Annotated in this window: 16 protein-coding genes, 3 tRNA genes, 1 rRNA gene, 1 other RNA gene and 1 other annotated feature; of the genes, 16 read left to right on the top strand and 5 right to left on the bottom strand. The window is 43.0% G+C overall.

The features are described from left to right. Positions 1 to 11: 11 nt before the first annotated feature. Positions 12 to 959, bottom strand: coding sequence for a YaaC family protein (locus M1D94_RS21600; RefSeq protein ID WP_282627671.1), 948 nt, complete (start codon positions 957 to 959; stop codon positions 12 to 14). 120 nt (positions 960 to 1,079) lie between these two features. On the opposite strand from M1D94_RS21600, the gene guaB reads away from it, so the two are divergent. The 6 genes from guaB (at position 1,080) to M1D94_RS21570 (ending at position 7,549) form a co-directional block, all read left to right on the top strand. After that, positions 1,080 to 2,546: an IMP dehydrogenase gene (gene guaB, locus M1D94_RS21595; RefSeq protein ID WP_003226803.1), complete on the top strand. Its 1,467-nt coding sequence runs from the start codon at positions 1,080 to 1,082 to the stop codon at positions 2,544 to 2,546. A gap of 152 nt (positions 2,547 to 2,698) precedes the next feature. After that, positions 2,699 to 4,030, top strand: coding sequence for a D-alanyl-D-alanine carboxypeptidase (dacA, locus tag M1D94_RS21590; RefSeq protein ID WP_124048705.1), 1,332 nt, complete (start codon positions 2,699 to 2,701; stop codon positions 4,028 to 4,030). A 196-nt stretch (positions 4,031 to 4,226) separates the two neighbouring features. Then, a complete protein-coding gene (pdxS, locus tag M1D94_RS21585) occupies positions 4,227 to 5,111 on the top strand; it encodes a pyridoxal 5'-phosphate synthase lyase subunit PdxS (RefSeq protein ID WP_003247145.1) in 885 nt (294 codons plus the stop codon). A gap of 21 nt (positions 5,112 to 5,132) precedes the next feature. After that, positions 5,133 to 5,723 carry a pyridoxal 5'-phosphate synthase glutaminase subunit PdxT gene (pdxT, locus tag M1D94_RS21580; RefSeq protein ID WP_172851027.1) on the top strand — a complete coding sequence of 197 codons (591 nt, stop codon included), beginning with the start codon at positions 5,133 to 5,135 and terminating at the stop codon, positions 5,721 to 5,723. Between the two features lie 52 nt (positions 5,724 to 5,775). Continuing rightward, positions 5,776 to 5,988, top strand: a binding site (T-box leader). A 56-nt stretch (positions 5,989 to 6,044) separates the two neighbouring features. After that, on the top strand, positions 6,045 to 7,322 hold the full coding sequence (serS, locus tag M1D94_RS21575; protein WP_003247131.1) for a serine--tRNA ligase: 1,278 nt from the start codon (positions 6,045 to 6,047) through the stop codon (positions 7,320 to 7,322). Positions 7,323 to 7,456: 134 nt separating this feature from the next. Beyond that, positions 7,457 to 7,549 (top strand) — tRNA-Ser (locus M1D94_RS21570). 111 nt (positions 7,550 to 7,660) lie between these two features. On the opposite strand, the gene dck is transcribed toward M1D94_RS21570, so the two are convergent. From dck to M1D94_RS21550, 4 genes are all read right to left on the bottom strand, one after another. Beyond that, positions 7,661 to 8,314, bottom strand: a complete 654-nt coding sequence (dck, locus tag M1D94_RS21565; RefSeq protein WP_003226792.1) for a deoxyadenosine/deoxycytidine kinase — start codon at positions 8,312 to 8,314, stop codon at positions 7,661 to 7,663. Continuing rightward, a complete protein-coding gene (gene dgk / locus M1D94_RS21560; RefSeq protein ID WP_003226790.1) occupies positions 8,311 to 8,934 on the bottom strand; it encodes a deoxyguanosine kinase in 624 nt (207 codons plus the stop codon). Before dgk ends, dck begins: the two co-directional genes overlap by 4 nt. Before the next feature lie 98 nt (positions 8,935 to 9,032). After that, positions 9,033 to 10,316 carry a glycoside hydrolase family 18 protein gene (locus M1D94_RS21555; RefSeq protein WP_128422147.1) on the bottom strand — a complete coding sequence of 428 codons (1,284 nt, stop codon included), beginning with the start codon at positions 10,314 to 10,316 and terminating at the stop codon, positions 9,033 to 9,035. Between the two features lie 69 nt (positions 10,317 to 10,385). Beyond that, positions 10,386 to 10,931, bottom strand: a complete 546-nt coding sequence (locus tag M1D94_RS21550) for an isochorismatase family cysteine hydrolase (RefSeq protein ID WP_049139610.1) — start codon at positions 10,929 to 10,931, stop codon at positions 10,386 to 10,388. Positions 10,932 to 11,016: 85 nt separating this feature from the next. On the opposite strand from M1D94_RS21550, the gene tadA reads away from it, so the two are divergent. The 10 genes from tadA to M1D94_RS21500 all read left to right on the top strand — a co-directional run bounded on the left by tadA (position 11,017) and on the right by M1D94_RS21500 (position 17,261). Further along, a complete protein-coding gene (gene tadA / locus M1D94_RS21545; RefSeq protein ID WP_003226784.1) occupies positions 11,017 to 11,502 on the top strand; it encodes a tRNA adenosine(34) deaminase TadA in 486 nt (161 codons plus the stop codon). A gap of 82 nt (positions 11,503 to 11,584) precedes the next feature. After that, positions 11,585 to 11,849, top strand: an RNA gene (ffs, locus tag M1D94_RS21540) — signal recognition particle sRNA large type. A gap of 129 nt (positions 11,850 to 11,978) precedes the next feature. Next, the gene (gene dnaX / locus M1D94_RS21535) at positions 11,979 to 13,670 is read left to right on the top strand and encodes a DNA polymerase III subunit gamma/tau (RefSeq protein WP_015253021.1); all 1,692 of its coding nucleotides are present in this window, start codon (positions 11,979 to 11,981) and stop codon (positions 13,668 to 13,670) included. 23 nt (positions 13,671 to 13,693) lie between these two features. After that, positions 13,694 to 14,017, top strand: coding sequence for a YbaB/EbfC family nucleoid-associated protein (locus M1D94_RS21530; protein WP_003225427.1), 324 nt, complete (start codon positions 13,694 to 13,696; stop codon positions 14,015 to 14,017). A 14-nt stretch (positions 14,018 to 14,031) separates the two neighbouring features. After that, positions 14,032 to 14,628: a recombination protein RecR gene (gene recR / locus M1D94_RS21525; RefSeq protein WP_003225425.1), complete on the top strand. Its 597-nt coding sequence runs from the start codon at positions 14,032 to 14,034 to the stop codon at positions 14,626 to 14,628. Positions 14,629 to 14,645: 17 nt separating this feature from the next. Then, positions 14,646 to 14,870: a YaaL family protein gene (locus M1D94_RS21520; protein WP_003242387.1), complete on the top strand. Its 225-nt coding sequence runs from the start codon at positions 14,646 to 14,648 to the stop codon at positions 14,868 to 14,870. A gap of 66 nt (positions 14,871 to 14,936) precedes the next feature. Then, positions 14,937 to 15,200: a sigma-K factor-processing regulator BofA gene (bofA, locus tag M1D94_RS21515; RefSeq protein WP_003225421.1), complete on the top strand. Its 264-nt coding sequence runs from the start codon at positions 14,937 to 14,939 to the stop codon at positions 15,198 to 15,200. A 245-nt stretch (positions 15,201 to 15,445) separates the two neighbouring features. Then, positions 15,446 to 16,995, top strand: a 16S ribosomal RNA gene (locus M1D94_RS21510). Positions 16,996 to 17,097: 102 nt separating this feature from the next. After that, positions 17,098 to 17,174, top strand: a tRNA-Ile gene (locus M1D94_RS21505). Between the two features lie 11 nt (positions 17,175 to 17,185). Further along, a tRNA-Ala gene (locus tag M1D94_RS21500) sits at positions 17,186 to 17,261 on the top strand. Positions 17,262 to 17,332: the final 71 nt, after the last annotated feature.

Here is a 17,332-nt window from a genome sequence, read left to right as displayed (position 1 = left end):
TTTTTTGTTTGTTAAAAATGAAGAAGAAACTGTGAAGCGTATTTAGGGAATTTCTTTTCTGTTACTAATAAAAACTGCTGAATTAACACGTAGTCATCACTTATATGCTGTGTTAATAACTCATACCACCATTCTGTTTCATACCTTGCAATCATCCCAACGTTGTACAAAATCAAATAATGAATTGTCATTTCGGGAAGCCTCAGAAATTGCTCCCTTTGAGAAGGGATATAATATTGGTTCTTTTCCATGTCAAACAATAAGCTGGTCGATGTCCATGGCTCTTTGTCTTGTGGTGAAATTTCGAACAGCAGCCCGTGTTCATTTTTTTTTGTGAAAGACCATTGATAATGATGGGACATATATTCAGCAAACCTTGAATCAGACATTTTGTAATTGATTACTACTTCCTCCGGTACAAAAATTTCGTTCTTATCCTTCTCAACTTTTGTTATAAATCGTTCTTTCTGCTGAAAGTAGAAAATATCGCTAAGTTCTGGAATGGCCATTAATAATTTTTTCATGGTATACCGTTCATCTACTATATCCGATTGTCCGAATAAATGTTTCATAAAATGTACGCATAGGCCATTCCGTTGTATTTTCACTTCATCATCGCTAAAACAATAATTTTGTTTCTTTCGTTTTCTTGTTGTTACGCCATGTGCCAGTACCGATGTATGGCTTGGATAATGAGGATCACGTGTAATTAAGCATGCTTTGATAAGCTGTGCCATTCCATAAAATAAAAGAATCGGTTTGATTTCTAAGGGAGAATATGCGGCTTGTTTATAAAACGATTCGGCATGCTTTAAGAAATAAATAAACCGTTCACTGTTTTTAAAAGAGTTTTTTTTCGCATCGTCAATACCGTTTAAGGTATAAACCTTTTCTAGAAATTTCTGGGTTGATTCAACGGAGTAAAATAGCGCTAATTCTTTCCACTCATGATATGTCATGTATATTTCTTGATCCTTTCCGTTATCTAAATATTTCAACTCTTTCCCGCTTCCTTGACATGCTCTTGGCTAGTTGATAATCTACATATAATATTTTGCCGAAAAGAGGGGGATTTACTAATGTGGGAAAGTAAATTTTCAAAAGAAGGCTTAACGTTCGACGATGTGCTGCTTGTACCAGCAAAGTCTGAGGTACTTCCGCGTGATGTGGATTTATCTGTAGAACTTACAAAAACGTTAAAGCTAAATATTCCTGTCATCAGCGCAGGTATGGACACTGTAACAGAATCAGCAATGGCAATTGCAATGGCAAGACAGGGCGGCTTGGGCATCATTCACAAAAATATGTCCATTGAACAGCAGGCTGAACAAGTTGATAAAGTAAAGCGTTCTGAGCGCGGCGTTATCACAAATCCCTTCTTTTTAACTCCTGATCACCAAGTATTTGATGCGGAGCATTTGATGGGGAAATACAGAATTTCCGGTGTTCCGATTGTAAATAACGAAGAAGACCAGAAGCTTGTTGGAATTATTACAAACCGTGACCTTCGTTTTATTTCTGACTACTCAATGAAAATCAGCGATGTCATGACGAAAGAAGAGCTAGTTACTGCATCTGTAGGAACTACTCTGGATGAAGCTGAAAAGATTTTGCAGAAACATAAAATTGAAAAGCTTCCTCTCGTAGACGACCAGAATAAATTAAAAGGTCTTATCACAATTAAAGACATTGAAAAAGTCATTGAGTTTCCGAACTCATCTAAAGACATTCACGGCCGCCTGATCGTTGGCGCGGCAGTTGGTGTAACTGGCGATACAATGACTCGCGTCAAAAAGCTTGTTGAAGCCAATGTTGATGTGATTGTTATCGATACAGCTCACGGACACTCTCAAGGCGTTTTAAACACAGTCACAAAAATCCGTGAAACGTATCCCGAATTAAACATTATTGCTGGAAACGTGGCAACAGCTGAAGCGACAAGAGCGCTTATCGAAGCTGGAGCAGACGTTGTCAAAGTTGGAATAGGACCTGGCTCAATTTGTACTACACGTGTTGTAGCCGGCGTCGGTGTTCCACAAATTACAGCAATTTATGATTGTGCGACTGAAGCAAGAAAACACGGCAAAACAATCATAGCCGACGGTGGGATTAAATTCTCTGGCGATATCACTAAAGCATTGGCAGCCGGCGGACATGCTGTTATGCTCGGAAGCTTGCTTGCAGGCACATCAGAAAGCCCTGGTGAAACTGAAATCTACCAAGGCAGAAGATTTAAGGTATACCGCGGCATGGGATCAGTTGCTGCAATGGAAAAAGGAAGTAAAGACCGTTACTTCCAAGAAGAAAACAAAAAATTTGTTCCTGAAGGAATTGAAGGACGCACACCTTACAAAGGACCAGTTGAAGAAACCGTTTATCAGCTAGTCGGAGGTCTTCGTTCTGGTATGGGGTATTGCGGGTCCAAAGATCTGCGTGCGCTAAGAGAAGAAGCTCAGTTCATTCGCATGACTGGCGCAGGACTTCGCGAAAGCCATCCGCATGACGTACAGATTACAAAAGAATCACCTAACTATACAATTTCATAATAAATTGTTACAAATTAAAAACATTTGACAGGGTCTCTGACTCTGTCTATTTTTTTTATACTGATTATGATAAAATTTATACTGTTGTGCATTGAAAATGTCCTTAACGGCTTAATTATAGATGAAGAAAATGAAATACGGAGGTCGTACGATTGAACATCAAGAAATGTAAACAGCTACTGATGTCATTGGTTGTGTTAACTCTAGCTGTCACGTGTCTGGCTCCAATGTCAAAAGCAAAAGCAGCCAGCGATCCAATTGATATCAATGCATCTGCTGCTATTATGATCGAAGCTTCTTCAGGTAAAATTCTTTACAGTAAAAATGCAGATAAGAGACTGCCAATTGCGAGTATGACAAAAATGATGACAGAGTATCTGTTATTGGAAGCAATTGATCAAGGTAAAGTGAAATGGGACCAAACCTATACGCCTGATGACTATGTGTATGAAATTTCCCAAGATAACAGCTTATCAAACGTTCCTCTTCGGAAAGACGGGAAATACACAGTAAAAGAATTATATCAAGCTACAGCAATTTATTCTGCAAATGCTGCTGCTATTGCGATTGCAGAAATCGTTGCCGGTTCTGAAACTAAGTTTGTTGAAAAAATGAATGCAAAAGCAAAAGAACTAGGCTTAACAGATTACAAATTTGTTAACGCAACAGGTCTTGAAAACAAAGATCTTCACGGGCATCAGCCTGAGGGGACAAGCGTAAATGAAGAAAGTGAAGTTTCTGCAAAGGATATGGCGATTCTTGCGGATCACTTGATTACTGATTACCCTGAGATACTGGAGACTTCCAGTATCGCCAAAACGAAATTCCGAGAAGGCACCGATGATGAAATGGACATGCCGAACTGGAATTTTATGCTGAAGGGGCTTGTCAGCGAGTATAAAAAAGCGACTGTAGACGGACTGAAAACAGGTTCTACTGACTCTGCGGGTTCATGCTTTACAGGAACAGCTGAACGCAACGGTATGCGTGTCATCACTGTTGTTTTAAACGCAAAGGGCAACCTTCATACAGGCCGTTTCGATGAAACGAAGAAAATGTTTGATTATGCTTTCGACAATTTCTCCATGAAAGAAATTTATGCTGAAGGCAATCAAGTAAAAGGCCATAAAACAATTTCAGTTGATAAGGGTAAAGAGAAAGAAGTAGGCATTGTGACAAACAAGGCGTTCTCTCTTCCTGTCAAAAATGGTGAAGAAAAGAATTACAAAGCGAAGGTCACACTGAATAAAGACAACTTAACTGCTCCTGTGAAAAAAGGAACCAAGGTTGGGAAGCTGACTGCGGAATACACAGGTGATGAAAAGGATTACGGATTCCTTAACAGCGATCTGGCTGGCGTAGACCTTGTTACAAAAGAAAATGTAGAAAAAGCAAACTGGTTTGTTTTGACAATGCGCAGTATCGGCGGATTTTTTGCCGGAATTTGGGGAAGCATTGTTGATACGGTAACCGGCTGGTTTTAATCAATTGAAAGAGCTCTGATGGATGTTAGGGCTCTTTCGCGTAATATACTGAAAAAACCCAATTTTTAATAAAAAATGATTTTCAAAGCGCTAAAAACCGAATAAAATAGTATATATCCATATGAATTATTGGATTTCTAGGATACAATAAGGATTAGAAATCATATAACTATACCTTGATTAGGGGGACCAAGAAATGGCTCAAACAGGTACTGAACGTGTAAAACGCGGAATGGCAGAAATGCAAAAAGGCGGCGTCATTATGGACGTCATCAATGCGGAACAAGCGAAAATCGCTGAAGAAGCTGGAGCTGTCGCTGTAATGGCGCTAGAACGTGTGCCAGCAGATATTCGCGCGGCTGGAGGAGTTGCCCGTATGGCGGACCCTACAATCGTGGAAGAAGTAATGAATGCAGTATCTATCCCGGTAATGGCAAAAGCGCGTATAGGACATATTGTTGAAGCGCGTGTGCTTGAAGCTATGGGTGTTGACTATATTGATGAAAGTGAAGTTCTGACGCCAGCTGACGAAGAATTTCATTTAAATAAAAATGAATACACAGTTCCTTTTGTCTGTGGCTGCCGTGATCTTGGTGAAGCAACACGCCGTATTGCGGAAGGTGCTTCTATGCTTCGCACAAAAGGTGAGCCTGGAACAGGTAATATTGTTGAGGCTGTTCGCCATATGCGCAAAGTTAACGCTCAAGTGCGCAAAGTAGTTGCGATGAGTGAGGATGAACTAATGACAGAAGCGAAAAACCTAGGTGCTCCTTACGAGCTTCTTCTTCAAATTAAAAAAGACGGCAAGCTTCCTGTCGTTAACTTTGCCGCTGGCGGCGTAGCAACTCCAGCTGATGCTGCTCTCATGATGCAGCTCGGTGCTGACGGAGTATTTGTTGGTTCTGGTATTTTCAAATCAGACAACCCTGCTAAATTTGCGAAAGCAATTGTGGAAGCAACAACTCACTTTACTGATTACAAATTGATCGCTGAGTTGTCAAAAGAGCTTGGTACTGCAATGAAAGGGATTGAAATCTCAAACTTACTTCCAGAACAGCGTATGCAAGAACGCGGCTGGTAAGAACATAGGAGCGCTGCTGACATGTTAACAATAGGTGTACTAGGACTTCAAGGAGCAGTTAGAGAGCACATCCATGCGATTGAAGCATGCGGCGCGGCTGGTCTTGTCGTAAAACGTCCGGAGCAGCTGAACGAAGTTGACGGGTTGATTTTGCCGGGCGGTGAGAGCACGACGATGCGCCGTTTGATCGATACGTATCAATTCATGGAGCCGCTTCGTGAATTCGCTGCTCAGGGCAAACCGATGTTTGGAACATGTGCCGGATTAATTATATTAGCAAAAGAAATTGCCGGTTCAGATAATCCTCATTTAGGTCTTCTGAATGTGGTTGTAGAACGTAATTCATTTGGCCGGCAGGTTGACAGCTTTGAAGCTGATTTAACAATTAAAGGCTTGGACGAGCCTTTTACAGGGGTATTCATCCGTGCTCCGCATATTTTAAAAGCTGGTGAAAATGTTGAAGTTCTATCGGAGCATAATGGTCGTATTGTAGCCGCGAAACAGGGGCAATTCCTTGGCTGCTCATTCCATCCGGAGCTGACAGAAGATCACCGAGTGACACAGCTGTTTGTTGAAATGGTTGAGGAATATAAGCAAAAGGCACTTGTATAAAACAGTTGAAAGCTGTGGAAACTTATAGTACATTATAAGCACAAATAAAGATCGAAAAGCGTTGATAGGAACTAGTAGGGAGCCTCTCTTTCTAAGAGAGCCGATGGTTGGTGCGAATCGGTGAAAGATGCTGTCTGAATCCATCCTTGAGCGAAATGCTGAAACAAGTAGGCATTTACGGGATAACCGTTATGTTTGAAAGTGGAAAACGAGTCTTTGATTTGTTTTCAATCAGGGTGGCAACGCGAGAGCTCTCGTCCCTTTATGGGGATGAGGGCTCTTTTTATTTTCGACAAATCAATAAAAAAAGGAGTGTTTCGCATGCTTGATACGAAAATGCTGAGAGCAAATTTTCAAGAAATTAAAGCAAAGCTTGTACACAAAGGCGAAGACTTAACTGATTTTGATAAGTTTGAGGCGCTGGATGATAGACGAAGAGAGCTTATCGGCAAGGTTGAAGAGTTAAAAGGGAAACGAAATGAAGTTTCTCAGCAGGTTGCTGTGCTGAAGCGTGAGAAAAAAGACGCGGATCACATTATTAAAGAAATGCGTGAAGTCGGCGAGGAAATTAAAAAGCTTGATGAAGAATTGCGAACAGTGGAAGCTGAGCTTGATACAATCCTTCTCTCAATCCCGAATATTCCGCATGAGTCTGTACCTGTCGGTGAAACAGAAGACGACAACGTAGAAGTGCGTAAATGGGGTGAAAAGCCTTCATTTGCTTATGAGCCGAAGCCGCACTGGGATATTGCGGATGAGCTGGGTATTCTGGATTTTGAACGTGCTGCCAAAGTAACAGGAAGCCGTTTCGTGTTCTATAAAGGCTTAGGTGCTCGTCTGGAGCGTGCGCTTTATAACTTTATGCTTGATCTGCATGTGGATGAGTATAACTACACTGAAGTGATCCCGCCATATATGGTAAACCGCGCAAGCATGACGGGAACGGGGCAGCTTCCTAAATTTGAAGAGGATGCATTTAAAATCAGAGAAGAAGATTATTTCTTAATTCCAACGGCGGAAGTGCCGATTACAAACATGCATCGCGATGAAATCCTTTCAGGTGACAGCCTGCCGATCAACTATGCGGCATTCAGTGCTTGCTTCCGTTCTGAAGCTGGTTCAGCAGGACGTGACACACGCGGATTAATTCGTCAGCACCAATTTAATAAAGTTGAGCTTGTAAAGTTTGTGAAGCCTGAAGATTCTTATGAAGAATTAGAGAAGCTTACAAACCAAGCAGAACGGGTTCTTCAGCTGCTTGAGCTTCCATACCGTGTCATGAGCATGTGTACGGGTGACTTAGGATTTACGGCTGCGAAAAAATACGATATCGAAGTTTGGATTCCAAGCCAAGACACATATCGAGAAATCTCTTCTTGCAGCAACTTCGAAGCGTTCCAGGCGAGACGTGCGAATATTCGTTTCAGACGTGAAGCTAAAGGCAAGCCTGAGCATGTACACACACTGAACGGTTCAGGACTGGCGGTTGGAAGAACAGTTGCCGCTATCTTAGAAAATTATCAGCAGGAAGACGGAAGCGTTGTGATTCCGAAAGTGCTCCGTCCTTATATGGGGAATAGAGAAGTAATGAAACCGTAAATTATGGAAAGGCGTGCCTGACAAGGTGCGCCTTTTTGCTTATGTAAACACGGCATTTTCATAAAAACAAAAAAAGTTTTTAAAAATGCTTGACCACACGAGAACATACGTGATATAGTAAGTCTTGTCGATACGGAGGAATACCCAAGTCCGGCTGAAGGGATCGGTCTTGAAAACCGACAGGGGTGTCAAAGCCCGCGGGGGTTCGAATCCCTCTTCCTCCGCCATATTGATTTTAATTCTAATGAAACACAAGCATATATTGGAGATTGTTTTGTCCGTTGCATTCGGTGCGGCGGATTTTTTATTTTAAAGAAAAAGTGAATCTCGACTGAGATTCACTTTTTTTGATTATCATGAATAACTGAAGCAATTTGATCTACAATATTTTCAATCGAGTTTTCGTCGTTCAGAAGATCATAATCTTCAATGCGAAGTTTTAAAACAGGGCAGGCATTAAAACCGCTTATCCAGTTCTCGTAGCGTGTATGCATTTCTTCCCAATAAGACCTGCTTGTCTGAAGCTCCATCTCACGGCCGCGTTGTTCAATCCGGTTTAAAATGTTCTCCAGATCTCCTTCTAAATAGATCAACACATCTGGGTGTGGGAAATACGGTGTCATTACCATTGCTTCGAAAAGGCTTGTGTAAGTCTTATAATCAACCTTTGACATTGTCCCTTTATCAGCATGCATTTTTGCGAAAATTCCTGTATCTTCATAAATCGAACGATCCTGTACAAAACCTCCACCGGCTTCAAAAATTGTTTTCTGTTCTTTGAAGCGTTCAGCTAAGAAGTAAATTTGAAGGTGAAAGCTCCAACGTTCAAAATCATGATAGAACTTTTCCAAATATGGATTATGATCGACTTCCTCCAAAGATGTTTTAAATCCAAGCCGTTTAGCTAAAGTTTTTGTTAAAGTCGATTTTCCGACACCTACTGTTCCTGCTACTGTAATAATTGAATTCTTAGGGATATGATGTTCCTTCATACGATAAGCTCCTTTACATGGGCGGCAATGCGTTCAAAGTCGCTCTTATTCAAAACGAAATCCTTTGAATCACCATCTACGGTTAACACTGTAAGTTCAGGGTCTGCTTCCTGCAGCTGCTTGATGGCGACTTCATAATCTGAAATCAGCTGCTCCAAATAGCTAGTTTCAATTTTTTTCTCAAAGGGGCGCCCGCGTTTTTCAATGCGGTGTAGCAATGTAGGCAGACTGGCCTTTATGTAAATGATGAAATTCGGCTTTGGCAGATCATCCGTTAGCAGGTGATATATCTTTTTGTATTTTTCCAGCTGATGTGGAGACAAGGTGCGTTCCGCAAAAATCACATTTTTATAAATATGATAATCAGCTATTACAGGCTGTCCCTTTTTTAAAAAGTGATCACTGGTGTCTTCAAGCTGTTTGTATCTGTGACAAAGAAAAAACATCTCGAGCTGGAAGCTCCATTCCTCTATATTGTCATAAAACTTATCAAGGTACGGGTTATCCTCTACAATCTCATTGATCATAGGGAATCCGAATTCTTGTGAGAGCATCGTTGCGAGAGTTGTTTTTCCTGCCCCGATAGGACCTTCTATTGCAATAAAAGGGGCTGTATTCATCGGAATCCTCCTTATATCTGAAAAACGTGCGTCAGTTACCGACCTTCATATTGTATCACAACCCTTGGGTGCCCCTATGAAAAAAAGACGTTTCCAAATTATCGAAACGTCTTTTTGACAACATTAAATTGATCAGACAGCAGCAGCCAGTTTTGTGGAAAGGAAAGACCCAGCTTCCAATAGCTGATGCCTCTTAAATTCAGCTCTTTAATCAGATTGAATTTTGCTTGAATCGAGCGGGCATCCTCGAACCATACCTCGTGCCTTCTGTTTTCTGCATCAGTATAGCGGAAGAAAGGAGCTTGAGCGGTTTGATCATACTGAATGGAAGCATTGTTCTGATCAGCTATGACAATGGCTTGCTGAGGGCTTACTGCTCTTGCCGGAGTTCCCCCTGCTGTATATGGCAGCGTCCAGTCATATCCATATAAATTCTGGCCCATGACAATTTTGTTCGCAGGCATTTCAGTCAAAGCATATTCTATGACATCACGGACAGGTCCAATTGGAGAAACCGCTTGAGGCGGCCCGCCGCTATAGCCCCATTCATATGTCATGAGAACAACAAAGTCGACAATTTGGCCATGTGCCCTGTAATCATGAGCTTCATACCATCTGCCCTGCTGTGTTGCACTTGTTTTAGGAGCAAGAGCCGTAGAAATTTCTAAGCCCTCTCGATGGAAAAGATCCCTTGCTTCGCGGAGGAATTGATTATAGGCCTCTCTATCCTGGGGCCGCAAATATTCAAAGTCGAAATGAATGTCACGGAAGCCATATCTTCTGGCATTCTCGACTATTTCATTTAGAAGCCGTCTTTTTACAGTTTCGTCGTTCAAAAGGATCCGGCCAAGTTCATCGCTGAATGCTTGGTTTTCTAGGTTCGTTATAATCATCATCAATGTTGTATTTTGACTTTCTGTAATGCTCCTTAAATTCGTTAAAGGCGGTGCGACTAAGGTTCCGTTCCGCTGTGCCTGGAAGCTGAATGCGCCAAGGTACGTTAAGTAGGGTGACGCTTCTCTGGCCGCCTGCTGGAGATTTTCGCTGACTTGATTTCCTCGGGGCTCCAAATAAGCATTTGATTCGATGTCTCGTTTAGGAGCTGGTGGGATGTATAAACGGAAACCAATCTGAAGCACGGTATTTAACTGGATGCGGTTAACCCTTGCGAGCTCGGCTGCCGTTGTATTGAACTGCCGGGCGATAGATGTCAGGGTATCACCTCGCTTCACATCATAGAACTGGCCAGCTATTGGAATGACAATGGTTTGTCCGACAACAAGGCTGTCGGGATTCGGTATTTCATTCGTTTCAGCGATCTCACTTACGGTTGTTCTGTATTGTGAAGCGATAGCAGAAAGAGTGTCGCCTTGTTTTACCACATAAATTTGAATGAAAAACGCCTCCTTTCATATCGCTATCAATGTATGAAAGAAAAGCGCTGATCATGTTTATTTTTCTGTAATTTGTTCTTCCGTCGTAATTTCTGCGAAAAGAACATTCTCCATCATAGTTAAGGCGAATTCGTTATCTTCGTCACTATTTGACGCGATACAGTCCTTAGGAATCGTGATGTTGTATTCCCTCATATAAGCGTCATTAGCGGTAAACAGCACACATATATTGCCGGCTATACCTGTTAAGATAATATGTCTCACCTGCAACTCAGTAAGAAGGGTGTGAAGTGCAGTTTCGTAGAAAGCGGAATGTTTTGGTTTGATTAAAAAATAATCAGCATCTTCCGGAGCTATCTTTGTGATGATACCCTTGCTTCTTTCATTTGTGCATTCTTGCTGAATGTTTTTAATGTCAGCTTGCCAAAGTCCATAATGATCATTGATGTAAATAATCGGCCATTCATTTTGTCTCGCGTGCTCCTTTAATGATAAAATATGAGGAACGATTTTTTCTGTTTTTTTAGCGAGGGTTTCTCCCATATCGAATTCAAAATTATTGATCATGTCTACAATGAGAAGGGCTGTATCTGCTTTGGACAATCGACAGTCTCCTTTCCGTTTCAGTTATAGTTAATATGTAGCCTTTTTAGGCAATGAAAAAACTTTGAAAAGAGAGCTTATCCTTATGACACAAGATGAACTTTATATGAAAGAAGCAATTAAAGAAGCGAAAAAGGCTGAAGAGAAAGGTGAAGTGCCAATAGGTGCGGTGCTTGTCGTTAATGATGAAATTATAGCGCGTGCACATAATTTAAGAGAGACTGAACAGCGATCTATTGCCCATGCAGAAATGCTTGTAATTGATGAAGCGTGTAAGGCACTCGGAACATGGCGGCTGGAAGGTGCGACTCTTTATGTGACGCTTGAGCCTTGTCCAATGTGTGCTGGTGCCGTCGTACTTTCTCGAGTGGAAAAAGTGGTTTTTGGCGCATTTGATCCGAAAGGCGGCTGTTCAGGCACGCTAATGAACCTTCTTCAGGAGGAACGCTTTAATCATCAGGCTGAAGTGGTGAGCGGTGTACTTGAGGAAGAATGCGGCGGAATGCTCAGTGCGTTTTTCAGAGAACTAAGAAAAAAGAAGAAAGCCGCCAGGAAAAACTTGTCTGAATAGTACGGTTGCAATTTTTAGGGGAAACAGATATACTTAAGTGTGCATCGTAATAGATGCAACATAAAATTTGATATTTATTTTGCCGTGCTAAGCGGGGAGGTAGCGGTGCCCTGTACCTGCAATCCGCTCTAGCAGGGCCGAATCCCTTCTCGAGGTTCGTTTACTTTAAGGCCTGCCTTAAGTAAGTGGTGTTGACGTTTGGGTCCTGCGCAATGGGAATTCATGAACCATGTCAGGTCCGGAAGGAAGCAGCATTAAGTGAAACCTCTCATGTGCCGCAGGGTTGCCTGGGCCGAGCTAACTGCTTAAGTAACGCTTAGGGTAGCGAATCGACAGAAGGTGCACGGTAAATCAATCATCAAATTTTCAAACTCACCTAACATTAGGTGAGTTTTTTGTTATGTAAAAAGAGCTTTTGGAATCGAAACAAGGTTCATGTATAATGGGAATGATGAATAACGGAGGAGGGCAAACCCGTGAGTTACCAAGCTTTATATCGAGTATTCAGGCCTCAGCGCTTTGAAGATGTGGTCGGACAAGAGCACATTACAAAAACGCTGCAAAATGCCCTTTTGCAAAAAAAGTTTTCTCACGCCTATCTGTTTTCCGGGCCAAGAGGAACCGGAAAAACCAGTGCAGCCAAAATATTTGCTAAGGCTGTCAACTGTGAACATGCTCCTGTTGATGAGCCATGCAACGAATGTGCGGCCTGTAAAGGGATAACAAACGGGTCAATATCCGATGTCATAGAAATTGACGCCGCTTCTAATAACGGTGTTGATGAGATTCGTGACATTCGCGATAAAGTGAAGTTTGCCCCATCGGCCGTCACATATAAGGTATATATCATAGATGAGGTGCATATGCTTTCTATCGGCGCTTTTAATGCATTACTAAAAACATTAGAAGAGCCGCCTGAGCATTGTATCTTCATATTAGCAACAACTGAACCGCACAAAATTCCTTTAACCATTATCTCTAGATGTCAGCGTTTTGACTTTAAACGAATTACCTCCCAAGCGATTGTAGGCCGCATGAATAAAATTGTTGATGCTGAACAGCTGCAAGTGGAGGAAGGATCGCTGGATATCATCGCGAGTGCTGCAGACGGAGGGATGAGGGATGCCCTGAGCCTTCTTGATCAGGCCATATCATTCAGCGGCGATATCCTGAAAGTCGAAGATGCGCTTTTAATTACGGGTGCTGTTTCTCAATTATATATCGGGAAGCTTGCACAATCCCTGCATGATAAAAACGTTTCTGACGCACTGGAAACATTAAATGAATTGCTTCAGCAAGGAAAAGATCCAGCTAAGCTGATAGAAGATATGATTTTCTATTTCAGGGACATGCTGCTGTACAAAACAGCCCCTGGCTTAGAGGGAGTGCTTGAGAAAGTAAAAGTCGATGAAACGTTCCGGGAACTAAGTGAACAAATTCCGGCTCAGGCCCTATATGAAATGATTGATATTCTGAACAAGAGCCATCAGGAAATGAAATGGACAAATCATCCGCGTATCTTTTTCGAAGTGGCCGTTGTGAAGATTTGCCAAACCTCACATCAATCTGCTGCTGATCTCCCGGAAGTGGATATGCTGATGAAAAAAATCCAGCAGCTCGAACAGGAAGTAGAGCGGCTCAAAACAACGGGCATAAAAGCAGCTGCGGAAAGCCCGAAAAAAGAAGCGCCGCGTGTGCCAAAGGGCGGGAAATCCAATTACAAAGCGCCAGTAGGCAGAATTCATGAGATTTTGAAGGAAGCCACAAGACCGGATCTTGATCTGCTCAGAAACAGTTGGGGCAAGCTTCTTGCTCATCTCAAACAGCAAAACAAAGTATCACATGCCGCTTTGCTGAATGACAGTGAACCTGTGGCTGCCGGATCGGCGGCATTTGTTCTGAAATTCAAATATGAAATTCATTGTAAAATGGTCGCTGAGGATAACAACGGAGTCCGGACTAATCTTGAACAGATTTTAGAATCGATGCTCGGAAAAAGAATGGATTTGATTGGCGTTCCAGAAGCACAATGGGGTAAAATAAGAGAAGAATTTTTAGAAGATCATCAGCAGGAAAATGAAGGATCAAATGTACCGGCTGAAGAAGACCCGCTTATTGCCGAAGCGAAAAAGCTTGTTGGAGCGGATTTAATTGAAATAAAAGACTAACAAAATGAAAGAGAGTGAATGCTATGCGTGGCGGAATGGGTAATATGCAAAAAATGATGAAACAAATGCAAAAAATGCAAAAGGACATGGCGAAGGCTCAAGAAGAGCTTGCAGAAAAGGTTGTTGAAGGAACTGCAGGCGGCGGTATGGTAACAGTAAAAGCAAACGGCCAAAAAGAAATCCTGGATGTTATCATCAAAGAAGAAGTCGTTGATCCTGAAGATATTGATATGCTTCAAGATTTAGTGCTTGCTGCAACGAATGAAGCTTTGAAAAAAGTTGACGAAATCACAAATGAAACAATGGGTCAATTTACAAAGGGAATGAACATGCCAGGTTTATTCTAGGGGGATAAAAGAACATGCAATATCCTGAACCAATATCAAAGCTGATTGACAGCTTTATGAAATTGCCAGGGATCGGACCGAAAACAGCGGTTCGTCTGGCTTTTTTTGTTCTAGGTATGAAAGAAGATGTAGTATTAGATTTTGCGAAAGCATTAGTAAATGCGAAACGCAACCTGACATATTGTTCAGTTTGCGGGCATATTACAGATCAGGACCCTTGCTATATATGTGAAGATACGCGCAGGGATAAGTCTGTTATCTGTGTTGTGCAAGACCCTAAAGACGTTATCGCTATGGAGAAAATGAAGGAATACAACGGACAGTATCACGTTCTTCACGGCGCTATTTCTCCAATGGACGGCATCGGACCGGAGGATATTAAAATACCAGAATTGTTAAAACGATTACAGGATGATCAAGTGACAGAAGTGATCCTCGCGACAAACCCTAATATAGAAGGGGAAGCAACAGCGATGTATATATCAAGGCTCCTCAAGCCGTCTGGTATTAAGCTCTCCCGTATTGCCCACGGACTGCCCGTCGGCGGTGATTTGGAATATGCTGATGAGGTCACTCTTTCTAAAGCACTTGAAGGAAGACGTGAATTGTAAGGAGGAAAAAGCGATCCATGGGTTTTCTTCGCAAGAAAACATTAAGAAGAGAGTTTGATGAAAAACTAACCGAGCAGCTTTTTAAGCAAAAGGAAGAGTGGAACAGGCAAAAAAAGCTGGTTGAAAAAAGCTTAGAACCGTCTGCTGAAGTGTTATACGAACTGAAAGTAGCTGAAGCGAAGTATTTTTTTTACTTAAGGGAAGCGAAGCAGCGAAATTTAAAAATCAGCCGGTGGAAGTAAGTGGTCTAAACTCCTGGATCTTCTCATAAGCTTGTACTAGAACAAGCGAAGGAGATGAGAAGATTCATGGAGCCTATTTTTATTATTGGGATTATTTTAGGACTGGTTATTCTTCTTTTTTTATCAGGTTCAGCTGCGAAGCCTTTAAAGTGGATTGGCATCACAGCTGTTAAATTTGTGGCAGGTGCTTTGCTGCTGGTTTGTGTAAATATGTTTGGCGGCAGTCTTGGCATTCATGTGCCGATTAATCTGGTTACAACAGCTATCAGCGGAATTTTAGGAATACCCGGAATAGCTGCGTTAGTCGTCATTAAGCAATTTATCATTTAATTGATATTATGTATTGACTTAGACAACTGAAGGTGTTATTCTAATATACGTCGCTGATGACGAACAGCTTTTTTGAAAAGAAAATGCTAAAAAGTTGTTGACAGTAGCGGCGGTAAATGTTATGATAATAAAGTCGCTTAAACGAGCGGTAAACAAAGTTCTTTGAAAACTAAACAAGACAAAACGTACCTGTTAATTCAGTTTTTAAAAATCGCACAGCGATGTGCGTAGTCAGTCAAACTACTTTATCGGAGAGTTTGATCCTGGCTCAGGACGAACGCTGGCGGCGTGCCTAATACATGCAAGTCGAGCGGACAGATGGGAGCTTGCTCCCTGATGTTAGCGGCGGACGGGTGAGTAACACGTGGGTAACCTGCCTGTAAGACTGGGATAACTCCGGGAAACCGGGGCTAATACCGGATGGTTGTTTGAACCGCATGGTTCAAACATAAAAGGTGGCTTCGGCTACCACTTACAGATGGACCCGCGGCGCATTAGCTAGTTGGTGAGGTAACGGCTCACCAAGGCGACGATGCGTAGCCGACCTGAGAGGGTGATCGGCCACACTGGGACTGAGACACGGCCCAGACTCCTACGGGAGGCAGCAGTAGGGAATCTTCCGCAATGGACGAAAGTCTGACGGAGCAACGCCGCGTGAGTGATGAAGGTTTTCGGATCGTAAAGCTCTGTTGTTAGGGAAGAACAAGTACCGTTCGAATAGGGCGGTACCTTGACGGTACCTAACCAGAAAGCCACGGCTAACTACGTGCCAGCAGCCGCGGTAATACGTAGGTGGCAAGCGTTGTCCGGAATTATTGGGCGTAAAGGGCTCGCAGGCGGTTTCTTAAGTCTGATGTGAAAGCCCCCGGCTCAACCGGGGAGGGTCATTGGAAACTGGGGAACTTGAGTGCAGAAGAGGAGAGTGGAATTCCACGTGTAGCGGTGAAATGCGTAGAGATGTGGAGGAACACCAGTGGCGAAGGCGACTCTCTGGTCTGTAACTGACGCTGAGGAGCGAAAGCGTGGGGAGCGAACAGGATTAGATACCCTGGTAGTCCACGCCGTAAACGATGAGTGCTAAGTGTTAGGGGGTTTCCGCCCCTTAGTGCTGCAGCTAACGCATTAAGCACTCCGCCTGGGGAGTACGGTCGCAAGACTGAAACTCAAAGGAATTGACGGGGGCCCGCACAAGCGGTGGAGCATGTGGTTTAATTCGAAGCAACGCGAAGAACCTTACCAGGTCTTGACATCCTCTGACAATCCTAGAGATAGGACGTCCCCTTCGGGGGCAGAGTGACAGGTGGTGCATGGTTGTCGTCAGCTCGTGTCGTGAGATGTTGGGTTAAGTCCCGCAACGAGCGCAACCCTTGATCTTAGTTGCCAGCATTCAGTTGGGCACTCTAAGGTGACTGCCGGTGACAAACCGGAGGAAGGTGGGGATGACGTCAAATCATCATGCCCCTTATGACCTGGGCTACACACGTGCTACAATGGACAGAACAAAGGGCAGCGAAACCGCGAGGTTAAGCCAATCCCACAAATCTGTTCTCAGTTCGGATCGCAGTCTGCAACTCGACTGCGTGAAGCTGGAATCGCTAGTAATCGCGGATCAGCATGCCGCGGTGAATACGTTCCCGGGCCTTGTACACACCGCCCGTCACACCACGAGAGTTTGTAACACCCGAAGTCGGTGAGGTAACCTTTTAGGAGCCAGCCGCCGAAGGTGGGACAGATGATTGGGGTGAAGTCGTAACAAGGTAGCCGTATCGGAAGGTGCGGCTGGATCACCTCCTTTCTAAGGATATTTTACGGAATATAAGACCTTGGGTCTTATAAACAGAACGTTCCCTGTCTTGTTTAGTTTTGAAGGAACTTTGTTCCTTGAATAAGTTAAGATGGGCCTGTAGCTCAGCTGGTTAGAGCGCACGCCTGATAAGCGTGAGGTCGGTGGTTCGAGTCCACTCAGGCCCACCATCTTATATAACGGGGCCTTAGCTCAGCTGGGAGAGCGCCTGCTTTGCACGCAGGAGGTCAGCGGTTCGATCCCGCTAGGCTCCACCAACGTGTTCTTTGAAAACTAGATAACAGTAGACATCACATTCAATTAGTAATACAAGATATCACATAGTGAT

It is taken from the genome of Bacillus sp. JZ109, assembly GCF_053903135.1.
Note: the sequence above shows the minus strand (reverse complement) of the source record. Positions and strands in the feature narration are given on the sequence as shown.